This window comes from Rhizobium grahamii CCGE 502, from assembly GCF_000298315.2.
GTDB lineage: Bacteria > Pseudomonadota > Alphaproteobacteria > Rhizobiales > Rhizobiaceae > Rhizobium > Rhizobium grahamii.
Window position 1 is genome coordinate 267,581 of sequence record NZ_AEYE02000003.1, and the last position, 21,464, is coordinate 289,044.

Below are 21,464 nucleotides of genomic sequence, written 5' to 3' on the forward strand. Positions count from 1 at the left end.
TGAGCCCATTCGTGAACTGTGGAAAGCTCCCGCGGCCAGCCGCGGGAGCTTTTTGATCTCGATGCTCTTACTTGGCGAGTTTTGCCAGCGTGGCAACGAGGCCCTGCGTCGAGGAATCGTGGCCGGCGGCGCTTTCCTTGCCTTCCACGACGGGCAGCAGGCCAGTTGCCAGTTCCTTGCCGAGCTCGACGCCCCACTGGTCGAAGGAGTTGATGCGGAACAGTACGCCTTCGACGAAGACGCGGTGCTCATAAAGCGCGATCAGGCGACCGAGCGCATAGGGAGTCAGCTTGTCGTAGACGAAGGTGATCGACGGGCGATTGCCGGTAAAGACACGGTGCGGCGCGATGAAATCCGCCTTCTTGTCGTCCATGCCCTTGTCGGTCAGCTGCTTCTTCGCCTCTTCGAAGGTACGGCCCTTCATCAGCGCTTCGGACTGCGCAAGCACGTTCGAGATCAGAAGCTGGTGCTGGTGTCGCAGATTGGGTTCGAAGGCGTTGGCGGCGATCATGAACTCGGCCGGAATGACGCTCGTACCCTGGTGGATCAGCTGGTAGAAGGCGTGCTGGCCATTGGTGCCGGGCTCGCCCCAGACAACAGGACCGGAATTGCCCTCGACGGGCGTACCGTCGATCGTCACGCCCTTGCCATTCGATTCCATATCGAGCTGCTGCAGATAGGCCGGGAAGCGCGACAGGCGCTGGTCATACGGCAGGACCGCGCGGGTCGGATAGCCGAGCACATTGCGGTGATAGAAGCCGATCAGGCCAAGCAGCATTGGCAGGTTCTTGGTAACTGGCGCCGTGCGGAAGTGGTTGTCGACGGCATGGGCGCCCTCGAGAAACTTGATGAAATTGTCCGGTCCGATCGCGATCATGATCGGCAGGCCGATCGCCGACCACAGCGAATAGCGGCCACCGACCCAATCCCAGAAGCCGAAGACACGTTCGCTCTCGATGCCGAAGGCCGCGACCTTGTCGAGCGCGGTCGAAACGGCGGCAAAATGATGCTGAACGGCGGCCTCACCGAGGGCGTCGGCGATGAACTTGCGCGCGGTCTGCGCATTGGTCATCGTTTCGACCGTCGTGAAGGTCTTGGAGGCGACGATGAAGAGCGTCGTCTCGGGCTTAACGAGCTTCAGCGTGTCGGCGATATGGGCGCCGTCGATGTTGGAGACGAAGTGGGCGCGCGGGCCGTCGTGGAACGGCGCCAGCGCCAGCGTCGCCATCACAGGGCCGAGGTCGGAGCCGCCGATGCCGATATTGACGACGTCGGTGATCGCCTTGCCGGTCGCACCCTTGAGGGCGCCGGAACGGATGCCGTCGGCAAATTTGCCCATGGCTGATAGCACGGCGTTGACATCAGGCATGACGTCCTTGCCGTCGACCAGCACCGGCGTGTTGGAGCGGTTGCGCAGCGCCGTGTGCAGAACGGCACGGTTTTCAGTGAAATTGATCGCCTTGCCTGAGAACATCTCGTCACGCTTGGCTTCGACGCCGCCCGTTTCCGCGAGCTTGACCAGAAGAGCCAGAATCTCGTCGTTCACCGCCGTCTTGGAATAGTCCATCAGGAGGTCGTCAAGCGACACGCTAAAATGGGAGAAGCGCTGCGGATCGGCGGCAAAGGCGGCGCGCAGATCAGTCGCCTTGGTAGCGGCCGCAGTGCTTTTCAATTGTTCGACGATGGCATTCATGGGAGGCTCCTTTGCAGGGCGAGAGGGTCGCGGAAACTATTCGCTTTGTAGGGCGCAAATCAAGTTCGGCGACCTCCCTGGACGCAAAAAAGCCACCCGCCTAAGCGGATGGCCCGTAATTTCACGCAACCGTCAAACTTAGCCGCGGAGATCCTTGCGCAGGATCTTTCCGACCGGCGTCTTTGGCAACTCGGTGCGGAATTCCACGAAGCGCGGACGCTTGTAATTGGTGAGGTTCGCAGCGCAATGCGCCTTCACATCGGCCTCCGTCAGCGCCGGATCCTTGCGCACCACAAAGAGCTTCACGGCCTCGCCGGAGTGCCCGTCGGGGATGCCGACCGCTGCCGCTTCGAGAATGCCCGGATGCATCGCCGCCACTTCCTCGATTTCGTTCGGATAGACGTTGAAGCCGGAGACGAGGATCATGTCCTTCTTCCGGTCGACGATCTTGGTATAGCCGCGTGCATCCATGAAGCCCATGTCGCCGCTGCGGAAATAGCCGTCCGACGTCATCACACGCGCCGTCTCTTCAGGCTTGTTCCAGTAGCCTGCCATCACCTGCGGGCCGCGGATGCAGATCTCGCCGATCTCGCCGAGAGGCAGCGAATTGCCGTCCTCATCGCGAATGTCGAGCTCGGTGGAGGGAAGCGGCAGACCGATCGAGCCAGTGAACTCCGCCGAGTCGAAGCGGTTCGCCGTGGCAACCGGCGAGGTCTCGGAAAGCCCGTATCCCTCGGTAATGTGGGACCCGGTGATCTTCATCCAGCGCTCCGCGACCGGCCGCTGCACCGCCATGCCGCCACCGAGCGACATCACGATGTTGGAGAAGTCCAGCTTGGCAAAATCGGCGTTGTTCATCAGCGCGTTAAAAAGGGTGTTGAGGCCGGGGAAGATATGAACCTTCACCTTGCCGAACTCCTTGACCAGGGCCGGAATATCGCGGGGATTGGCGACCAGGATGTTGTGGGCGCCGAGCGACATCCCCATCAGCGAATTCACCGTCAGTGCGAAGATGTGATAGAGCGGCAAGGCACACAGGAAGTTCAGGACCTCCGGGCGCGGCTTCTTGTCGAAGGCCGATTGCAGCCAGAGTTCGAGCTGCAGCTTGTTGGAGAGCAGGTTCCTGTGCGTCAGCACTGCACCCTTGGCGATACCGGTCGTACCGCCGGTGTACTGTAGGAAGGCGATATCGTCGCCCTTGAGGCTTGCGGGCTTCAGTGACTTGCCTGCACCTTCACCAAGCACCTGCTTGAACGTCTTATGCTGGGGGATCGACCAAGAGGGAACGAGCTTCTTGACCCTGCGCACGAGCAGATTGACGATCAAGCCCTTGGCGCCCAGCATCTCGCCGAGCGAAGTGACGACGACATGGCGCACGTCGGTTTTGACCAACACCTGCTCGACCGTGCGAGCGAAATTCTCGAGCACGAAAATGGCCTTGGCGCCGGAATCGCGCAGCTGGTGTTCCAGTTCGCGGGGCGTGTAAAGCGGATTGACATTCACGACCACGAAGCCGGCGCGCAGGATGCCGTAAACGGCGACCGGATTCTGCAGGACGTTCGGCATCATGACGGCAACGCGATCACCCTTCTCGAGGCCGATGCTCTGCAGCCACGCCGCAATCTTGCGGGTTTGGCTTTCAAGCGCGCCGTAGGTCAGCGTCTTGCCCATGCTGGAAAAGGCGGTGCGATTGGCATAACGCGCGCAGGATTTCTCAAGCAATTCCGCCAGCGATTCATATTCCAGTGCGGGAAGCTCTGCGGGCACACTCTCGGGATAAGTCGCAAGCCAGGGCTTTTCGGGCTTCGCACCGCCTGGATGGACGGAAATGCTGTTCATATTGTCTCTCTCCCTGTCGCTGCCGGCCGGTTCAACCGGCAAGCCGATTGGACGATCCTCCATCTTCCAACGCGGCAGCTTATGTCATCGCCTGAATGGTTCAAGCTGAGAATAGAGCTACACTAACCTTAACGTAAACGTCAATAACGCAGCGTCCGCGGTTGTCGTGAGTAAAGTTGGGAACATCGAGTTCGGGGTAGCGTTTTTATGCGTGGACCAACCACGAGGAAAACCAAAAGGAGGTGCACCATGCTGCATCAGGACGCTGACAACACCCGCCGTGACCCGAACGTGAAGGATACTCCGACGCTGATTGCCAGCGACCGCGTGGAAGGCACTCGCGTCTATGGAGCCGATGGCAAGCATATCGGTTCCATCGAACGATTGATCCTCGGCAAGCGGGACGGCCGCGTTGCTTACGCCGTGCTTGAGTTCGGCGGTTTCTTGGGTATCGGCCACGATCACTATCCGTTGCCGTGGGAAAAGCTGACCTACGATACCCAGCTGGACGGCTACCGCATCGACCTCACCAAGGAGCAGATCGAAGGCGCGCCGAGCTATGCGGATGATGATGACACCTGGTACAACGATAATGGCCGCCGAGTTTACGATTACTACGGCGTGCCGCCCTACTGGATGTAACGTCGTCCGCTCACGTGCGGTCTATTGATCGCGCGTCTACGCGCTGCGCCGGGCCACCTTGGTGGCGCCCGGCGTGGTAAAACGACCTGGATGGGCCCCGTCGCAGACGGGGCCTTTTCAGTTTACAGCAACGAGGTCGTTTGCCGAGCGCAGCACGGTGCCAATAACGATGTCGCTCACCGACAGCGTTTTTGCTGTCCGCAGCGCAAAGACGTGACTTTCTCCCGGAAGCAACGTGACCAGCATGGAATCAATGACCGCATCAGGATCGAGGCGGTCGGCCATCAGGCAAAGGTCCTTCAGCAGGGTCTCGGCTGTCACCTTCACCGCATATCCGTCCGTCGTGGCGCTGAGCTCGATCGACGCCCGCGGTGCCGGGAGCGTCAGATCGATGTCCTCGACAAAATAATGGAATGCACGCCGGTCGAGCATTTGCACAACGATGAGCTCATCGCGGGCGTTGCCCGGCGTCGCGATATCCGCCGGCAGCGGAAACTCCTTCGCCTCGAAGCGGTCGCAGAGCAGCCGCCAGAATTCGAATTCGGCCAGTACCGTTCCGTCAAGCCGCAGACGCTTGCCTGATATTTTCGCCCGCCAGAACAGTGTGCGCTCGTTCACCGCAACAGCCGCCAGTCCGCCGTTGCGCGGCTGGATCGTCAGTAGTCTCGGATCGAACGCCTGCTGCATCGCATACCAGAGCGGCTTGCGCCGTCCCGCCGAATCGAGCGCTGCCCAGGACGTCACCGGCCAGCAATCGTTGAACTGCCAGACGACGGCGCCCTTGCAGACATCTCGGTGCGAACGCATGTGCTCGATCGCGAAACGGATGGCGCGCGCCTGGTTGAGCTGCGTGGCGAAATGCCAGTCGTCCATCGTCTGCGGCGCAGGCAGATGCCCGGCAAGGCCGCGGATTAGCTTGTCGTTGCCCTGCGTCGCCTTCTGATGATGGAATACGCCGTTCGAAACCGGCGTCAGCGGCGTGTCATGCACGCTTTCTTCGATCGTCGCCCAGTTCGGCGGCGCCTGCCAGCCGAATTCGGAGCAGAAGCGCGGGATGTAATTGCGATAGACCTCGTAACCGACGTCGTTCCAGACGTCCCAGATGTGCTTGCAGCCGTGCTCGTCCGCGTTCGGCTCGATCGCCATCGTCCCCGAATAGGGGCTGCCCGGATAATAAGGCCGATCCGGATCGAGTTCGGCGCAGAGCTTCGGCAGAACATCGAGGTAGTAGCCAAGCCCCCAGCTGACCCCCTCCTTGATGATCGGCCGCCAGCCCCATTCGTCGAAGCCCCAGATGTTCTCGTTGTTGCCGTTCCAGACGATCAGGGACGGATGCGGCATCAGGCGCACGACGTTGTCGCGGACCTCGGCTTCGACCTCGCTACGCAACGGCTCTTCTTCCGGATAGGAGGCGCAGGCAAACAGGAAATCCTGCCAGACGAGCATCCCGGCGCGGTCGCAGGCCTCGTAGAATTCGTCGCGCTCGAAGATGCCGCCGCCCCAAACGCGCAGCAGGTTGATGTTCGCAGCCTTCGCCTCCTCGATGCGGGAAACGTAGCGCTCCGCCGTGACCCGTGACGGGAAGCAGTCGTCCGGAATCCAGTTGGCACCGCAGAGGAAAAGCGGCACGTCGTTGATGACGAAAGTGAAGGCTGAGCCGTGTTCGTCCGGCGCTGTATCGAGCCGAACCGAACGAAAGCCGATTTCTTTCGAATAGCTATCGAGTAAGTCTTCGCTTACGCTGTCACGCAATTCGATCTGTAGCGGATAGAGCGGCTGGGCGCCAAGATGGTGCGGCCACCAGATCTGCGGCGCTGGAACAGCCAGCTGGAACTCGACCGCATCAGTTCCTTCCGCGACCTTGGCGACATGACTGACGCCGGCAATGCTCGCGACGATTTTCGCACCCGCGCCGTTGCGTCGCTCGATGCGCGCGCGAACGGTCACGCGCCCATCGCCGCCGGCAAGCGTCGCCGAAACCCGCGTCTCGGCAAGCCGGGCTCGCTCCCAGCTTTCCAGCCGCACCGGCTTCCAGATCCCCGCTGTAACCAGCGTCGGGCCCCAGTCCCAGCCGAAGTTGCAGGCCATCTTGCGCATCAGGTTGCCGGGGCCGGGATAGTTGTTCGGCCGATAGCCGTAATGCGCCTCCATCTCGGCGCCGTAGGCATAGGCGGAGCGGAAGGTCACGACCAGTTCGTTCGCGCCTTGCTTCAGCCGCTCCGACACGTCGAAGCGATAGGTCCGATGCATGTTGAAGGTTTGGCCAAGCTCCTCGCCGTTCAGCATGATCGTCGCGACCGTATCGAGGCCATCGAACACCAGTTCGTGGACTTTCCCGGCATCAGGCGATGCATCGAAGCTGCAGCGATAGGTCCAGTCTTCCTTGCTGATCCAGTCGTTGGTGATCTCGTTGACGTCGAGATAGGGATCGGGGATGAGCCGGTTGGCGAGCAGGTCGAGATGCACGCAGCCGGGCACGTGTGCTGGAATTTCAGCCGGCAGGTCGCGTCGACCTGTAACGTTGCAGGAGAGCGTCCAGCCTCGGTTCAGTTCGGTCTTTTCGATCATGAGAAACTCTTAGAGATAACGGCCGTGACGCTGCAGGACTTCGATCTTGTAGCCGTCGGGATCGGTGATGAAGAAGAACAGCGCCAGCAGCTTGCCGTCGCGATTGAGCTCGACGATCTTGCCGGGGTTCAGGCCGGCCTCGGTCAGGCGCTTGTGCTCGACCTCGACTTCCTGGACGGAGAGGGCGAGATGACCATAGCCGTTGCCGAGATCATAGGGCTCGATGCGCCCCTTGTTGACCGTCAACTCCAGCTCGAAGCCGGTCTCGTCATTGCTCATGTAAATCAGGGTGAAGGTGTCGAAGTCGATGCGATCGGCGACCTTGAGGCCGAAGACCTTGCCGTAGAACTCGACCGATCGCGCCTCGTCGAGAACGCGGATCATGGAGTGAATCATCTTGGCCAAGGCTGCCTCCCGTTGCCGATATCACGGCAGCCTTGGTAGCCGCCGCCTCATGCCGGGCGCAAGCCAATTCTTTCAGTGATGGCGTTTTCGATCAGCCCCATCGCGTCATAGATCAGCACCGCCATCAGGCCGACGATCAGGCCGCCTTGCAGAATGAAGGCCGTGTTATCGGAGATCAGCCCGGCGATGATAACTTCGCCCAAGCCCTTGGCGGCCACCGTCGAGCCGATCGTTGCGGTGCCGATGTTGATGACGGTCGCAACCTTCAAGCCCTCGAGGATCAGCGGCAGGGCGAGCGGCAATTCCACCTGAAAGAGCCGCTGCGTGCCATTCATGCCCATGCCGTCGGCGGCATCGAGCACGGAAGGAGATACTTGCTTGAGGCCCGCGACGGTGTTCTCGAAAATCGGCAGCAAGCCGTAGAGAAAGAGGGCGATCAACGTCGGACCGGCACCGAAGCCGGTTGCCGGTACGGCAAGGGCGAGCACCGCCACCGGCGGGAAAGTCTGGCCGGCATTGGCGATCGCCCGCGACAACGGCAGGAAGTCCTCACCGCCCTTGCGGGTGACAAAGATGCCGCCGAGGATCGCCAGAACGGCGCTGCCGACAATCGAGATCGCCACCAGGAAGAGATGCGAGGCGGCGAGCTGCGGAAGACTGTTTTGGGTATAGACCGCCGGCGCATTGTTGCTCGTCAGCGGCACCAGCAGGAACGACAGCCACTCCGTCCGGAACAGCAGGATCAGCAGCAATACCAGCGCGCCAACGCGAAAGAGGTTCGCAAAGACGAGCCTCATGCTTTGCGACCCAGTTCGAGCAGTCTGGTCATCGAGATAGAGCCAACAGGTGCCTTGTCCGCGTTTTGAACCGCGGCTTCGTCAACGCCCTGCCAGATCATCTCGGCCAGGGCGTCGCGCAGGCTGATTGATTGCGGTAATGCGTAAGCCAAGCCTGACTTTGTCGGCTCCATGCTTTCCTTCAGCGGCAGCAGCGACATCAGCTTCAGCGCCCGGTCGGAAGTACCGGTCAATTGCTGCACGAAGGGGTCTGCCGGCTCGGTCAGGATCTTTTCCGGTGTCGAGCATTGCAGCAGCTTGCCGGCGCTCATCACGGCGATCTGGTTGCCAAGATGGAAGGCTTCGTCCATGTCGTGCGTCACGAGGACGACGGTCGTACCGAACTGCTTCTGGATCGCCAGCAGATCGTCTTGCGCCTTGCCGCGGATGACGGGATCGAGCGCACCGAACGGCTCGTCCATCAGCAGCAGTTCCGGTTCCGCGGCGAGGGCCCGCGCAACGCCGACTCGCTGCTGCTGGCCGCCGGACAGCTGGTGTGGGTATTTCTCGGCAAATGTCGCGGGATCGAGGTTGAACAGGCCGAGCAGTTCCTCGACGCGGTCGTTGACTTTCGCCGTGTCCCAGCCGAGAAGCTGCGGCACCGTCGCGATGTTTTGCGCAACGGTCCGGTGCGGAAATAGGCCGTGCCCCTGGATCGCATAGCCGATCTTGCGGCGCAACTCGGTCACCGGCACGTCCATGATGTTCTGGCCGCCGACGAAGATCTCGCCCGACGTGATCGGCACGAGGCGGTTGATCATCCGCATCAGTGTCGATTTACCCGAGCCCGAGGTGCCGACAACGACGGTGATCGAACCCTTCTCTACATCCATCGAGACGTTATCGACCACGGTCGCCGTGCCGTAGCGCTTGGTGACGTTCCTGATTTCGATCATGCTCATGCGGCGGATCCCCGTATGCTGTCGATGACCGCATCGAGGATGACGGCCGAAGAGAAGGCGAAGAAAACGGTCGGCACGGCGCCGAGCAGAACGAGGTCCATGGCCGTTTGACCAAGTCCCTGGAAGATGAAGATGCCGAAGCCGCCACCGCCGATCAGAGCCGCGACCGTCACCAGGCCGATCGCCTGCACCAGGACGATGCGGATGCCGGTGAGGATGACTGGAAAGGCAAGCGGCAGGTCTATGCCGGTCAAAATTTGCCGCCGCGTCAATCCCATGCCAGCCGCGGCATCACGCACAGAAGGGTCGACGCCCTGCAGTCCGACGACGGTGTTGGCAACGATCGGCAACAGCGAATAGAGGACAAGCGCGATCAGCGCCGGTGCGGCGCCGATGCCGCGAATGCCGATGGACGCGGCCGCCGGCACGTGCGTCGCGAGGTAGCCGAGCGGAAGCATCAGGATGCCGAAGAGCGCGAGGCTCGGGATCGTCTGGATCAGGCTAAGGCCCTGCAGCACGACGGCGCGCAACTTTGGAACCCAAAAGCACAGGATACCGAGCGGCAGGCCGATGACGATGGCGACCGCCAGCGAGCCGAACGCTAGCAGCAAATGGGCGAGCGCTTCCGCCCAGAACTGAGCCGATCGGGTCACGAATTCCTTCATGATCGAGAGATCGTCAAGTAGTCCGGACGCAAGGAAGATACCGAGCAAACCAGTGTATACGACAAGGGCCGCAATGCGCATCCACGGGGTCAGCTTGATCTTCACAAGCGCATCCGAGACGATGAGCCCGATCACCGCAAACAGCACCCAGAACCCACCGCCCGGCGTCATGCGCGCGGCATTGCTGTTGGGTGGGGTGAAGGCCGAGGCCGCAAAACCGATGGTCGCCAGCAGGGCTACAAAACAGAGGGTCGAAACCACCAGCCGAAGCATCGCGTTTTGCAGAAACAAAACGGCCAGAGCCGTGACGATAAGGAGAATTGTCAGGATGACGGCGGAGGGTTGATTGAGCAGCTGCGTCAGCAGCATGGGCTTTCCGGCGGCGATGCGGTTTGCCTTCACATAGATGAAGGGCAGGAGCGCAGTTGCAACGACGCCTGCCGTCACCAGCACCACGCCAAGCCGGTCCAGTTTGCGGACCGCTAAGGTTTCTTCCATCGATCCATCCCTGTCCGTCGAAAAGCTGCTCCGCCCGCGAACAGGCGGAGCATCGGGCAATGAGACTACTTCAGGAAGCCCTTTTCCTTCAGGTAGCCTTCGGCAACCGACTTGGCCGGTTCGCCGTCGACCTGGATCTTGCCGTTCAGCTTGCGCAGTTCATCGGCGCTCAGGCTCTTGAAGATCGGTGCAAGCACTTCCTCGATCTTCGGGTTTGCCTTCAGCACTTCTTCGCGGATGATCGCGGTGGGCGCATAGACCTGCTGGACGTTCTTATCGTCTTCCAGGACCGTCAGTTCCGCAGCCTGAATCGCGCCGTCGGTGCCATAGACCATGGCGGTGTTGGCGCCGTTCGTCTGGTCGGCTGCCGCCTTGATGGTCGCGGCCGTGTCACCGCCCGAAAGGACGATTTCCTGGTCTGGTTTCAACGTGAAGCCGTAGGTCGTCTGGAATGCCGGAAGCGCGCCGGCCGAGTTGACGAACTCGGCGGAAGCCACAAGCTTGGCAGCACCACCGCCGGCGACCCACTTGCCGAAGTCCGACATGGTCTTCAGGTTGTTCGGGCCGGCGACGTCGTTGCGCACAGCGAGCGCCCAGGTGTTGTTGGCCGGGGAGGGCGTCAGCCAGACAATCTTGTTGGCGTCGTAGTCCAGCTTCTTGGCGAGGTCGTAGCCCTGCTGCAGGTTCTTCCAGGCTGCATCGTCGGCCTTGTTGAAGAAGAAGCCGGCATTGCCGGTATATTCCGGATAGATGTCGATTTCGCCGGCCGTAATTGCCTTGCGAAGAACCGGCGTCGTCCCAAGCGCAACGCGGTCCTGCGTCTTGATACCGTTTGCATTGAGCGCGAGCACGATCACGTTGCCGAGCAGCGTACCTTCAGTATCGATCTTCGATGAAACGACGACGTCTGCAGCATGGGCCGCACCTGCCGCAAAAGCGGAAAGCGAGACGGCAAGAGCGAATTTCTTCAACATGGATTGTCCCCTTGATTTACACCGTTTGAGCTCGTGGCGGGCCCTGGCGGGAGCCTTCCACCTATAAAATCACCGGCGAAAGCAGCCTGGCTGCGATCATGCCGGAAATACGTGCGTCATGGAAATAGCGTTCGCGTTCGAAAAATCGATGCAAGCCTCTCCAGTTTTGCGTTCGCGGCGCGATTATGGCGGTGAATGCAAATGCTTGCGCGAAAATGCATTTCCTTTTCCGTCGCTGCCGCGATTTGTTTTTGTTCCCTTGCGTGTTTCCGCAGATGTCCGGTGCTCTTCAGTGCTTCTACTGTCCAACCGGTTTTATTCTTGACGGGAACGATAGCGGTCTGATTTCGCGACAGGGATATCTTTTTTCGCGAACACACCATATCGTTCGATTTTTCATATTGTTACGGAGAAAACGCTTGCAGCTCGGCACGTTGTTTGTCGCCAGTCACGTGCTCGCGTCTGGCTCGGTCAGAGAGACGGCGCGCAGCCTTTCGCTTGCAGCATCGACGGTCTCGACGGCGGTCCGCAATCTCGAGACCGAGCTTGCGCTCAAGCTGACGGAGCGCAGCTCCGGTGAGCTAACCACGCTTCTCGCCAGCAATGACGTGCGCGAAAAGCTCGCCCCAATCGTACAGTCAGCCGAAGAACTGGCGAATTGGATCGGGACCGGCGAACCGTCACGTCTGCCGATCAAGATCGCCACGATGGAGCGATTTCTGGAGGTCGCCGATCAAGGCAGCATCAACCGGGCGGCGCGCCGGCTGAAACTCGGTCAGCCGCAACTCTCGCTTCAGATCGCGACCTTGGAGAAGGCACTGGGTCATCGTCTTTTCGAGCGGCAGGCGAACGGCTCGGCGCTAACGGAGCAGGGGAGCCGGGTCTATGCCATCTTCCAGTCAATCACGCAGGAGTGGAATGATCTGAAAGCATCCGCCGACGAACGCTATCAGCGCACGGCGCGGGCGCTTCGCATCGGTTCGATCATTCCGACAGGATCGGAAAGCTGGGTCGCGCGGTGCCTTGGGGCTCTCGTCGCCGACTGGAACGCTCGCCGCAGCAAGAACGCGCTATCTCTGGTTCTGATGACGGCGGATGACCTGCGCGAGGCTTTGAAGTCCGGCCGGATCGACGTTGCCATTCTCGACTCCGTTTTCGGTCTGGAACGCTTCCAGCATCGAGAGTTGCTGAAGACTGACATGGTCCTCATCGCACCGCCCCAGAGCCGCGAACGGACGGTGGCCGAGCTTGTCGAAGCTCACGCGATCTGCACGCCGAGTTCGCGAACAGGTCTCGGGCACGCCACGATGGCGCTGAGCCATGAGCGCACCGCCAATCGCAGGCACCGCAACCAGGACATCACCGCTGCCGACTCCCTGCCTGTCATCGTCGACCTTGTCGCCAACCACGGCTACATCTCGTTTCTCGGTCGTGTCAGCGCCATGCCCATCGCCAACAGGGTTCGCATCGTCGACCTCCAGGAGACGATCCCTATGTCCTATCATGTCGCCTTCAACCATCGGAAAGCCTCGGCTGACGCAAGCGCCATGATTATCGCTGCCGTTGCCAAAATAGTTGCCGAACCTGTCGCAGAAGAAAGCGCTTTCGCTTAAATGAACGGTGCGGCAGCCAAGGAGATTCGAGCGTGAGCGTTTTGCTGGAAGTATGCGTGGACAGCCCTCAGGGTCTTGCGGCGGCAATTGCCGGCGGTGCCAACCGCATCGAACTCTGCTCGGCCTTGGAACTTGGCGGATTGACTCCCGTCGCGGGCCTGATGAAGGCCGCAGCTGCGGCGCCTATTCCGGTCTATGCAATGATCCGCCCGCATGCCGGCCCCTTCGTGTTCGATGCCGCTGACGAAGAGGCGATGATGGTCGATATCGATGCCGTGCGCGACTTCGGTCTTGCCGGCGTCGTCATCGGTGCCAATCGCAAGGACGGCACGCTGGATATGCCGCTGATCAGCCGGCTGAAAGCCCGCGCCGAGGGGCTTGGATCGACACTCCACCGCGCCTTCGATCTCGTGCCGGATGCCGATGCAGCATTGGAGCAGGCAATCGAGCTTGGCTGCGAGCGCATCCTGACATCCGGCTGTGTGCCGAAGGCAATCGATGGCCTGGAGACGCTGAGCCGTCTCTCCCGCAAGGCGGCCGGTCGGATCTCCATCATGCCCGGCAGCGGCGTACGGCCCGGCAACGTTGGTGAGTTTCTGCGGGCCACCGGAACACGCGAGGTTCACGCCTCCTGCAGTTCGCCGGTCGAGAGTATCGATCCGCGCGCCGTCGCCTTCGGCTTCGAGGCGGCAGCGACAAATCGGACGGATACCAACGTCGTCCGCCAGATGCGGGCGGCGATTGACGCAGCCTGATCGTTCGTCAGCGTAGGCGATCGGATGGCTCAGGCGCCGATCTTGATCACGGCTTTGATCAGCCCGCTTTTTTCGTGTGCCCAGCGTGCCAGGTCGCGTGGCGCGTCTGCCAGGGTCGTTCGATGCGTGATCAGTTTGTCGACCGGGACAAGGCCCTTGGCAATCGAATCCGCGACATGCTCGAAATCCACCCGGGTCGCGTTGCGGCTGCCGATCACCATCATTTCCCGCTTGTGAAACTCCGGATCGGAGAAGCGGATGTCGTCCTTGACCACGCTGACAAGTACCAGCGCGCCGCCGTGTGCGACGAAGCTGAACGCCTTTTCCATCGAAGGGCCATAGCCCGTCGCGTCGAAGACGACGTCGAAACCATCGCCGTCGGTCTTGGCCTTGACCGCCTCGGCGACGCCATCACCGGCGACGATGCCCGAAGTGAAGCCGAAACGGTCAGCAGCCATCCGCAGCCGCTCTTGGCTGGTATCGAGCAACGTCACATCATGCCCCGCAATCCGCGAGAAGATCGCGGCACCCAGCCCAATTGGACCGGCGCCAATGACAAGGGAGCGTGATCCGGCGGGCGCCATCGAACGGCGAACGGCATGGGCGCCGATCGCCAGAAATTCGGTGGTCGCTGCCGCTTCAAGGCCGACGTCATTGGCAGGATAAAGATTGCTGGCTGGCACCGTGATTTCCTCGCAGAAGGCTCCGTCGGTATGGACGCCAAGGACCTTGATGTTGGTGCAACAATTCGGTTTGCCCTGACGGCAGGCGACGCAGGTGCCACAAGAGAGATAGGGGTTGACGATGACAGGCGAACCGACCGCCATGGCAACCCCGTCGCCGGCTTCCAGAACCGTCGCCGAAATCTCGTGCCCCATCACCCGGGGATACTCCAGGAACGGATGCTTGCCCTCGAAGATGTGGTAGTCAGTGCCGCAGATGCCGACATGGTCGACGGCAAGCCGCACCCAACCGGCTTCCGGCGCGCCGGGGGGAGGGCGTTCCACGAGTTCGAGGACACCGGGTTCTTTGCAGAGCACTGCTTTCATGATCGTCTCGCATCCGTGAAATGGAAGAAGCCGGCCTTTGGGCCGGCTCCGTATGTCGCTACCGGCTTACGGGTTGCGGCGGCGGCGCAGCTGATCGAAGTAGACGATCACGATAATCAGCAAGCCGGTGATGATGCGCTGCCAGAACGAGTTGACGTTCAGCAAGTTCGCGCCGTTGTTGATGGTCGCCAGAATGAATGCACCGATCAGCGGTCCATGAACCGAACCGACCGCGCCGAACAGGCTGGTGCCGCCGATGACAGACGAGGCGATTGCCTGCAGTTCCCATCCGTCCGCCTGTGTGGCGTTGCCGATCGCGATACGCGAGGCAAGGAGAACGCCGACGAAGGCCGCAAACGTCGCGGAGAGAATGTAGGCAAGATAGATGATGCCGTTCACCCGCACGCCCGACAGGCGGGCCGCTTCGCGGTTCGAACCGACGGCGAAGAGATAGCGCCCCCAACGGCTCAAATGCAGGAAGATATACGACGGGACGGCAACGAGAATGACCATCCAGAACAGGCTCGGTACACCGAGGAAGTCGGCACGGGCAAAGTTCGTGAAGGGCTCGTTGACGATGTTGATCGTCGAACCATTGGTGATCAGCAGCCCGATACCACGCAGCGAGGTCAGCGTTGCCAGCGTGATGATGAAGGGCGGCAACCCCATCTTGACGATGCCGAAGCCGTGGAACACGCCGATACCGACGCCGATCAGCAGCGTGATGAGAATGGAGGCCCAAACCGGCACGCCCGCCTGCAGCAGCCAGGCGAGGATGACGGTGCAGAAACCGACGATCGCGCCGACCGAGAGGTCGATGCCGGCGGTAATGATCACGAAGGTCTGGCCGAGCGCCAGGATGGCGGTCATCGCGCCTTGGCGCAGCAGGTTCGAGATATTCAGCGGCGTCCAGAAGCTGGCGGTCACGAAGCCGAGAAGGATCCAGAGGAACGCCAGGAGACCGATAAGGGTCAGGCCGAAGAGGATATTCACTTTCCGGCGCGCCGGCGGCGCGGCGATCTCGGTGGGGGTTACGGTCATTGATTGTCTCTCCCTCTTATTCTTTTAGACGCCGATCGCTTCGCTCAGCACTTCCTCGTGCGTTGCCGCGTGGAAGTCGTGGCTCGCAACAAGCTCGCCGCGGCGGAAGACGTGCAGCCTGTCGGCCAACTCGTAGACTTCCGGCAGATAAGAGGAGATCAGGATGATCCCGGCTCCCTGCTTCAGAAGCTTGGCGAACAGCCGATAGATTTCCGCCTTGGTGCCGACGTCGACGCCCACCGTCGGCTCATCGAAGATGAAGAGGCGCGCGCCATAACTCAGCCATTTGCCGATGACGACCTTTTGCTGGTTGCCGCCAGACATGGCCGAGACGAGAACGCGTCGGCTCGGTGTCTTGATCGAGAGGTCGCGAATTTGCTGGTCGGCGTTCTGCGTTTCCTCCCGGTGGCTGATCACCGGACCCTTGCTGAGCCTCTTGAATACCGGAAGGTTGATATTGAGTCCGATCGGTAGGTTTAGGCACAGGCCCTGATCGCGGCGGCTTTCCGGCGCCAGCGCAATGCCGAGCTCCATCGCCGTGCGCTCGTCCTTGATGTCGACCCTCTTGCCCATCCAGTGAATCTCGCCTGCAGTCGTCTTTTCCCGACCGAAGAGGCCCAGTGCGAACTCGCTGCGTCCTGCGCCGATCAGGCCATAGAGGCCAACGATCTGCCCGGCCTTGACCGAGAGAGACACATTCTCGAAACCGGGGCCGGACAGCCCACGCACGTCGACGATCGTTTCTCCGATCGGGATCTCCTCCTTGTGGTAGATCTGCTCGATCGAACGGTTGATCATCAGCGCGATCAGCTCGGCTTCGTTCGTCTCGCCGATCGTGCGCGTGCCGACATGGGTGCCATCGCGCAGCACCGAAACGCGGTCGGCGAGCTCGAACACTTCTTCCATGCGGTGGCTGATGTAGACGATGGTGACGCCTTCGCCCTGCAGACGGCGGATCAACTTGAAAAGCTGGGCCGATTCCTGTCGAGTCAGGTAAGCTGTCGGCTCGTCGAAAATCAGAAACTGCGTGCCGCGCATCGCGGCGCGCGCCGTTGCGACAAGCTGCTGCTGGCCGATCGTCAGGTCGCTCAGCAGCACATGAGCAGGCAGCCCGAAGCCGAGATCATCGAGGACGGCTTGCGCCATCTTCTCCATCTCTTTCTTGCGCATCAGGCCGTACTGGTTGACCTCGTCACCGAGAAAGAGGTTGGCGGCCACCGTCAGATGCGGGCAGAGAACGACTTCCTGATGGACGGCATTGATGCCGCGTGCGATCGCCTCGTTGGGCGTCGCCAGGGCGACCGGATGGCCGCACCAGAGAATTTCGCCAGCGGTCCTGGTGATTACGCCGGTCAGAAGCTTGATGAGCGTCGATTTGCCGGCGCCGTTCTCGCCGACGATCGCATGAATTTCGCCGGCCAGGAATGTCACCGTCGCTGGTTTCAGCGCCTGGACGTAGCCGTAATTCTTTTGGAGTCCCTTGAGTTCGAGGATCGGGGCGCCCGCAGGAATGCGGTTTGCCTCCGTCAGCTTGGCGCTGTCATCATGGCGATGACTGACCTCTTCCAGGCTCATGGGCGTCTCCTCCTCGCGAATTGCCGTCTCTCCACCGGCCGCCCGCACTCCTCAGGCGGACGATAACACAGGTGAAGGAAAGGCCGCGCGGGATTTCCTCTCGCGCGGCCACCGTCATTTGATTTACTTGATCTTGGGGTTCAGCAGAGCGTCGATCTTCGGGTCGCTCATGTTGGCCTTGGTGACCAGGTTTGCGCCGGTGTCGACGTTTTCTTCGACCTTCTCGCCCTTGGATACGGCGAGCGCGGTCTTCACGCCGTCATAGCCCATGCGATAAGGATCCTGCACGACGAGACCTGCAAGCGAGCCGTCCTTGAGGAAGCCGACCGTCTTGTCGTCGCTGTCGAAGGCGATGACCTTGATCTTGTCGCCGAGCTTGTTTTCCGCGATCGCCTGGCCGACACCCTGTCCGAGGATGAGGTTCGAGGCGAAGACGCCGACAAGGTTCGGATTGGCAGTAATCAGGTCGGTCATCATGTTGAGACCGGTCGTTGCCTGGCCGTCGCCGTACTTGTCGGCAATGACCTTCAGGCCAGGATGCTTTGTCTTGACCTGATCGAGGAAACCTTCGCGGCGCTGCTCGAGAGAGCCTACGCCCGGCAGGTTGGTGAGGATGACGACCTCGCCTTCTTCCTTGCCGGTCATTTCCTTGATGGCAGCGGCAAGGCCGTCAGCCGCGATACGTCCGCCCTGGACGTTGTCGGTTGTCAGGAACGATTTGAAGGCCTTGGAATCGGCGCCGGAATCGATGCCGATGATCGGAACGGACTTGGCAGCTTCGTCGATCGGCTTGCCGAGTGCCTTGAACTCGGTCGGCGAGATGACGATTGCAGCCGGCTTGCCGGCAACGGCGTTCTCAAGAATGCTGATCTGGCCGTTGATGTCGGATTCGGCCTGTGCGCCGAGTTCCGGAACGTTGACGCCGAGATCCTGACCTGCCTTGCGGGCGCCGGCCAGAACGATCTGCCAGTAGAAGGACGTCGTGTCCTTGACGATGATCGGGATCGTCACGTCAGCCGCGAACGATGTCACCGGCATTGCGGTGGCGATAACGGCGGCGCCCGCAAGAGCCGTGAAGGCTCGACGGGAGAGAATCGATTTCATGCGCATGTGGTTCTCCTCCAAGGTGCGTTCTCCTCCTAGAAATCGTCCCGCTGAACGCAGGCGGGCGATTTTTATCGATAAAAAACAGTTACCGGCAGAAGCTAGCCGAGCGAAAGTCAAATTGCAAGTAGCGCGGCGGGCTTGACTATCGTTTCTTTTCTTATCTCAAGTAATTGTTTTTTCAGTTGTTCAATCGCTGGCTAAAGTTCTGTCAGCCGCGATAGACTTCATGCGGATGGACCACGCCTTTCTTCAAAATCAAGTTGCCATACAACCGGAATTCAGTCGTCGCCACGATGTAGGCAGCGGTCCGCGCGCGCTCATAGAAGGCGAAGCGTTCCAGCGAGGCAATCCTGAAGTCTCCTGCCCGTCTTGTCACGATCTCTTGAAACTCGGCGCAAACTTCGGGCACTGCGGTCGGATCGCCCACCACCTCCATGCGCCATGCGGACTCGGGCACGAAGGTGTCGAGCGGAAAATGCGTGAGGATGGCCTCGGCCATATCGGTCGCGGTGACGCCGTCGGCGCGAATGACCTCCGGCCCCATGGTACTTGAAGGGAAATTGGCATCGGCGATGACGATATCGTCCCCATGTCCCATGCGGGCAATCGCACGGAGCAGGTCGGGATTGAGAATGGGGTGAATACCTCTAAGCATGGTAAGTCCTCAAACACGCACGGCGTCTTCGCCGAGCGGCGGCGCGACAAGCGTCAGGGGGTCGAATTCAGGGAAGATCGAGTCCGGCAAGGCAGGCTCGAAAAGCGCCATGTTGCGCGTCAAGCTGGAGGCCTTTGCAGTGCCGATCAGCACGGACGATACGATTGGATCCTGGAGCGCAAACTGCAACGCCGGAGCCGCCAGCGGCACGCCATACTTAGCGGCGATCTTCTCCATATCAGCGACCTTTGCGAGAATGTCGTCCGTCGCCGGCATATAGTCGAAATGCGACCCCGGCACCGGGCCAGTCGCCAGGATACCCGAATTGAAGACACCGCCGACGACGAGTGAGGTGCCCTTCTTCCGGCAAAGCGGCAACAGCTCGCCAACCGCAGACCGGTCTAGCAGCGTGTACCGCCCCGCCATCAGGATGCAGTCGATATCGGCGTTGTGCATGACGTCCAGGCAGACCGGAACCTCGTTGACGCCGAGCCCGAAAGCCTTGATCGCGCCGGAAGATTTCAGTTCCTCGAGCGCCTTGATGCCGGTGTCCAGGAACTGCTTCTGATGGACAGCGTTCTTCGCCGCGCCATGCGTGTATCCGCCGAGGTCGTGGACATAGAGGATGTCGATCCGGTTCAGTCCAAGACGCGCGTAGCTGAACTCCACCGAGCGCATGATGCCGTCATAGGAATAGTCGTAGTCGGCATCGAAGGAGAGCGGGTTGACATAGCTGTAATCGGGAACCGTCCCCGTTGGCACAGGGCGTAGAAGGCGACCGACCTTGGTCGACAGCACCCACTCCTTCTCCGGCTTGTCGCGCAGGAAGTCTCCAAAGCGACGCTCGGCGAGACCGAGGCCATACCACGGCGCGACATCGAAGTAGCGAATGCCGCTGTCCCACGCTGCCTCCAGCGTCTCCATGGCCTGTTCGCGCGGGCAGGCGCGATAAAGACCACCGAGAGCGGCGCCACCGATGCTTACTTCGGTGACCTCAAGCTCCGTCCTGCCGATCTTCCTCGTCTTCATCATTCCTCCTCTGAAGACTTGATATGCGCTGCCTTAGAGCGTCGCTCCGAGGTGCCACGGCACGAACTCGTTATCTCCGTAGCCGAATTCCTCGCTCTTCGTCTTCTTGCCGGAGGCCGTGTCGATGATCAGGTCGAAGATCTCGCGGCCTTTGGCGCTGATCGTTGCGTCGCCGGTTGCAATCGTGCCGCAGTCGATATCCATATCCTCTTCCATCGAGGCATAGAGAGCCGAATTGCTGGAAAGCTTGATCGACGGCGCCGGGCGACAGCCGAAACAGCTGCCGCGGCCGGTGGTGAAGGCGATCATATTCGCGCCGCCGGCGACCTGGCCGGTCGCCGAGACCGGATCGTAGCCGGGGGTGTCCATGAAGACGAGGCCAGGGGCCGTGACGCGCTCGGCATAGCCGTAGACGGCGGTCAATGGTGAGCGGCCGCCCTTGGCGACGGCGCCTAACGATTTTTCGAGGATCGTCGTCAAGCCGCCGCGCTTGTTGCCAGGCGAGGGGTTGTTGTCGAGCGACGCGCCGTGCAACTCGACATACTTTTCCCACCAGGCAATCTTGTCGTCGAGCTTCTTGGCAACCTCGTCGCTGACGGCGCGGCTGCGCAGAAGATGCTCCGCACCGTAGATTTCGGAGGTTTCGGAAAGGATCGCCGTGCCGCCGGCAGCCGCCAGCAAGTCGGCGGCTACGCCAAGCGCCGGGTTGGCGGTGATGCCGGAAAAGCCGTCCGAGCCGCCGCATTGCAGGCCGATGATGATATCGCTGATTGGCAGCGCAACCCGCTTTTCCTTGCCGACATCCTGCGCAATCTCGCGCAGCATGCCCATGGCGCGCTCGACGGCGCGACGCGAGCCGCCGGCATCCTGGATGTTGAAGTGCCGCTTCGCATTGCCGGCGCCGCTCTGGCCGTAGAGCGTGAGCTGGTTGACTTCGCAGCCAAGGCCGATCATCAGCACGCCGCCGAAATTCACATGCCGGGTATAGCCGGCAAGTGTCCGGTGCAGTACCGCCATGCCGTCGCCGGTGGAACTCATGCCGCAGCCCTGGTCGTGCACGATCGGAACGAAGCCGTCGATGCCGTCGAAATGCGGAAGGATCGTCCGGTTGGCCTCGTCGGCAATCGCCCGACAGACCGTGGTGGAACAGTTCACACTGGCAATGATGCCGATGTAGTTGCGCGTCGCCGAGCGACCGTCGGCGCGGCGATAGCCCATGAAGGTGCGCGCCCTGTCGGTCGCACTTGCTTCCTCGGGCGCCGAGTTTGCGGTTGCCGCAAGGCGGTCGTTCTCGAAATGCAGATTGTGGCTGTGAATATGGTCGCCGGCCTTAACGTCAGCCGTGGTGCGTCCGATGGCCTGACCGTATTTGACGACCGGCTGGCCAAGCGGAATATCGGCCAACGCGATCTTGTGGCCGGGATCGATCTTCTGCTGCGTCTGGATGCCGGCGACCGTCGCGCCGGAGGGAATCGCCGCCGTCGCGACCGCAACATTGTCGCCGGCGGACAGGATGATCCAAGGGTCTTTGGTCAACGTTTTTCTCCCTAGGGAAACACTCGCTGCGTCGGCGAATGCTCATTGATTTTGTTTTTTATCTACAATAAACATTTTCAAG

The 21,464-nt window shown here is 61.1% G+C and carries 18 protein-coding genes; 3 read left to right on the plus strand and 15 right to left on the minus strand.

Annotated elements, in window-relative coordinates:
* Positions 1–67: 67 nt before the first annotated feature.
* The gene (pgi, locus tag RGCCGE502_RS02465) at positions 68–1,693 is read right to left on the minus strand and encodes a glucose-6-phosphate isomerase (protein ID WP_016552584.1); all 1,626 of its coding nucleotides are present in this window, start codon (positions 1,691–1,693) and stop codon (positions 68–70) included.
* A gap of 138 nt (positions 1,694–1,831) precedes the next feature.
* A complete protein-coding gene (locus RGCCGE502_RS02470; RefSeq protein WP_016552585.1) occupies positions 1,832–3,532 on the minus strand; it encodes a long-chain fatty acid--CoA ligase in 1,701 nt (566 codons plus the stop codon).
* Positions 3,533–3,781: 249 nt separating this feature from the next.
* Between RGCCGE502_RS02470 and RGCCGE502_RS02475 the strand changes: the two genes are divergently transcribed.
* Positions 3,782–4,174 (plus strand): PRC-barrel domain-containing protein, encoded by a 393-nt coding sequence (locus RGCCGE502_RS02475; RefSeq protein WP_016552586.1) that lies wholly within the window; start codon positions 3,782–3,784, stop codon positions 4,172–4,174.
* 117 nt (positions 4,175–4,291) lie between these two features.
* On the opposite strand, the gene RGCCGE502_RS02480 is transcribed toward RGCCGE502_RS02475, so the two are convergent.
* The 6 genes from RGCCGE502_RS02480 to osmF form a co-directional block, all read right to left on the minus strand.
* Positions 4,292–6,742, minus strand: coding sequence for a glycoside hydrolase family 2 protein (locus RGCCGE502_RS02480; RefSeq protein ID WP_016552587.1), 2,451 nt, complete (start codon positions 6,740–6,742; stop codon positions 4,292–4,294).
* A 9-nt stretch (positions 6,743–6,751) separates the two neighbouring features.
* Entirely contained in the window at positions 6,752–7,147 is a 396-nt protein-coding gene (locus RGCCGE502_RS02485) for a VOC family protein (protein ID WP_016552588.1), read from the minus strand.
* Between the two features lie 47 nt (positions 7,148–7,194).
* On the minus strand, positions 7,195–7,944 hold the full coding sequence (locus RGCCGE502_RS02490) for an ABC transporter permease (RefSeq protein WP_016552589.1): 750 nt from the start codon (positions 7,942–7,944) through the stop codon (positions 7,195–7,197).
* Positions 7,941–8,885 (minus strand): ABC transporter ATP-binding protein, encoded by a 945-nt coding sequence (locus RGCCGE502_RS02495; protein WP_016552590.1) that lies wholly within the window; start codon positions 8,883–8,885, stop codon positions 7,941–7,943. Before RGCCGE502_RS02495 ends, RGCCGE502_RS02490 begins: the two co-directional genes overlap by 4 nt.
* Positions 8,882–10,048, minus strand: a complete 1,167-nt coding sequence (locus tag RGCCGE502_RS02500) for an ABC transporter permease (protein ID WP_016552591.1) — start codon at positions 10,046–10,048, stop codon at positions 8,882–8,884. The genes RGCCGE502_RS02495 and RGCCGE502_RS02500 overlap by 4 nt, the downstream gene beginning before the upstream one ends.
* Before the next feature lie 65 nt (positions 10,049–10,113).
* Positions 10,114–11,022 carry a glycine betaine ABC transporter substrate-binding protein OsmF gene (gene osmF, locus RGCCGE502_RS02505; RefSeq protein ID WP_016552592.1) on the minus strand — a complete coding sequence of 303 codons (909 nt, stop codon included), beginning with the start codon at positions 11,020–11,022 and terminating at the stop codon, positions 10,114–10,116.
* A 419-nt stretch (positions 11,023–11,441) separates the two neighbouring features.
* Here osmF and RGCCGE502_RS02510 point away from each other — a divergent pair, with 419 nt between their 5' ends.
* Both RGCCGE502_RS02510 and RGCCGE502_RS02515 read left to right on the plus strand, forming a co-directional pair.
* Complete coding sequence (locus tag RGCCGE502_RS02510; RefSeq protein ID WP_016552593.1) at positions 11,442–12,635, plus strand: LysR family transcriptional regulator; 1,194 nt, start codon at positions 11,442–11,444, stop codon at positions 12,633–12,635.
* A gap of 32 nt (positions 12,636–12,667) precedes the next feature.
* Positions 12,668–13,390 carry a copper homeostasis protein CutC gene (locus RGCCGE502_RS02515; protein WP_016552594.1) on the plus strand — a complete coding sequence of 241 codons (723 nt, stop codon included), beginning with the start codon at positions 12,668–12,670 and terminating at the stop codon, positions 13,388–13,390.
* Between the two features lie 29 nt (positions 13,391–13,419).
* Here the strand turns inward: RGCCGE502_RS02515 and RGCCGE502_RS02520 are convergent, their stop codons facing one another.
* From RGCCGE502_RS02520 to RGCCGE502_RS02550, 7 genes are all read right to left on the minus strand, one after another.
* Entirely contained in the window at positions 13,420–14,439 is a 1,020-nt protein-coding gene (locus RGCCGE502_RS02520) for a zinc-binding alcohol dehydrogenase family protein (protein WP_016552595.1), read from the minus strand.
* 66 nt (positions 14,440–14,505) lie between these two features.
* On the minus strand, positions 14,506–15,480 hold the full coding sequence (locus RGCCGE502_RS02525) for an ABC transporter permease (protein WP_016552596.1): 975 nt from the start codon (positions 15,478–15,480) through the stop codon (positions 14,506–14,508).
* 24 nt (positions 15,481–15,504) lie between these two features.
* A complete protein-coding gene (locus RGCCGE502_RS02530; protein WP_016552597.1) occupies positions 15,505–17,055 on the minus strand; it encodes a sugar ABC transporter ATP-binding protein in 1,551 nt (516 codons plus the stop codon).
* Positions 17,056–17,178: 123 nt separating this feature from the next.
* Entirely contained in the window at positions 17,179–18,165 is a 987-nt protein-coding gene (locus RGCCGE502_RS02535) for an ABC transporter substrate-binding protein (protein WP_019279630.1), read from the minus strand.
* Positions 18,166–18,370: 205 nt separating this feature from the next.
* Positions 18,371–18,817, minus strand: coding sequence for an RbsD/FucU family protein (locus tag RGCCGE502_RS02540; protein ID WP_016552599.1), 447 nt, complete (start codon positions 18,815–18,817; stop codon positions 18,371–18,373).
* A gap of 9 nt (positions 18,818–18,826) precedes the next feature.
* Positions 18,827–19,846, minus strand: a complete 1,020-nt coding sequence (locus tag RGCCGE502_RS02545) for an aldo/keto reductase (protein ID WP_016552600.1) — start codon at positions 19,844–19,846, stop codon at positions 18,827–18,829.
* 33 nt (positions 19,847–19,879) lie between these two features.
* Positions 19,880–21,382: a UxaA family hydrolase gene (locus RGCCGE502_RS02550; protein WP_016552601.1), complete on the minus strand. Its 1,503-nt coding sequence runs from the start codon at positions 21,380–21,382 to the stop codon at positions 19,880–19,882.
* Between the last annotated feature and the right edge of the window lie 82 nt (positions 21,383–21,464).

Coding starts and splice junctions, on each gene's coding strand:
- osmF (WP_016552592.1), bottom strand. CDS start 11,022: ATGTTGAAGAAATTCGCTCTTGCCGTCTCGCTTTCCGCTTTTGCGGCA.
- pgi (WP_016552584.1), bottom strand. CDS start 1,693: ATGAATGCCATCGTCGAACAATTGAAAAGCACTGCGGCCGCTACCAAG.
- RGCCGE502_RS02545 (WP_016552600.1), bottom strand. CDS start 19,846: ATGAAGACGAGGAAGATCGGCAGGACGGAGCTTGAGGTCACCGAAGTA.
- RGCCGE502_RS02525 (WP_016552596.1), bottom strand. CDS start 15,480: ATGACCGTAACCCCCACCGAGATCGCCGCGCCGCCGGCGCGCCGGAAA.
- RGCCGE502_RS02535 (WP_019279630.1), bottom strand. CDS start 18,165: ATGCGCATGAAATCGATTCTCTCCCGTCGAGCCTTCACGGCTCTTGCG.
- RGCCGE502_RS02475 (WP_016552586.1), top strand. CDS start 3,782: ATGCTGCATCAGGACGCTGACAACACCCGCCGTGACCCGAACGTGAAG.
- RGCCGE502_RS02480 (WP_016552587.1), bottom strand. CDS start 6,742: ATGATCGAAAAGACCGAACTGAACCGAGGCTGGACGCTCTCCTGCAAC.
- RGCCGE502_RS02500 (WP_016552591.1), bottom strand. CDS start 10,048: ATGGAAGAAACCTTAGCGGTCCGCAAACTGGACCGGCTTGGCGTGGTG.
- RGCCGE502_RS02520 (WP_016552595.1), bottom strand. CDS start 14,439: ATGAAAGCAGTGCTCTGCAAAGAACCCGGTGTCCTCGAACTCGTGGAA.
- RGCCGE502_RS02490 (WP_016552589.1), bottom strand. CDS start 7,944: ATGAGGCTCGTCTTTGCGAACCTCTTTCGCGTTGGCGCGCTGGTATTG.
- RGCCGE502_RS02495 (WP_016552590.1), bottom strand. CDS start 8,885: ATGAGCATGATCGAAATCAGGAACGTCACCAAGCGCTACGGCACGGCG.
- RGCCGE502_RS02530 (WP_016552597.1), bottom strand. CDS start 17,055: ATGAGCCTGGAAGAGGTCAGTCATCGCCATGATGACAGCGCCAAGCTG.
- RGCCGE502_RS02470 (WP_016552585.1), bottom strand. CDS start 3,532: ATGAACAGCATTTCCGTCCATCCAGGCGGTGCGAAGCCCGAAAAGCCC.
- RGCCGE502_RS02540 (WP_016552599.1), bottom strand. CDS start 18,817: ATGCTTAGAGGTATTCACCCCATTCTCAATCCCGACCTGCTCCGTGCG.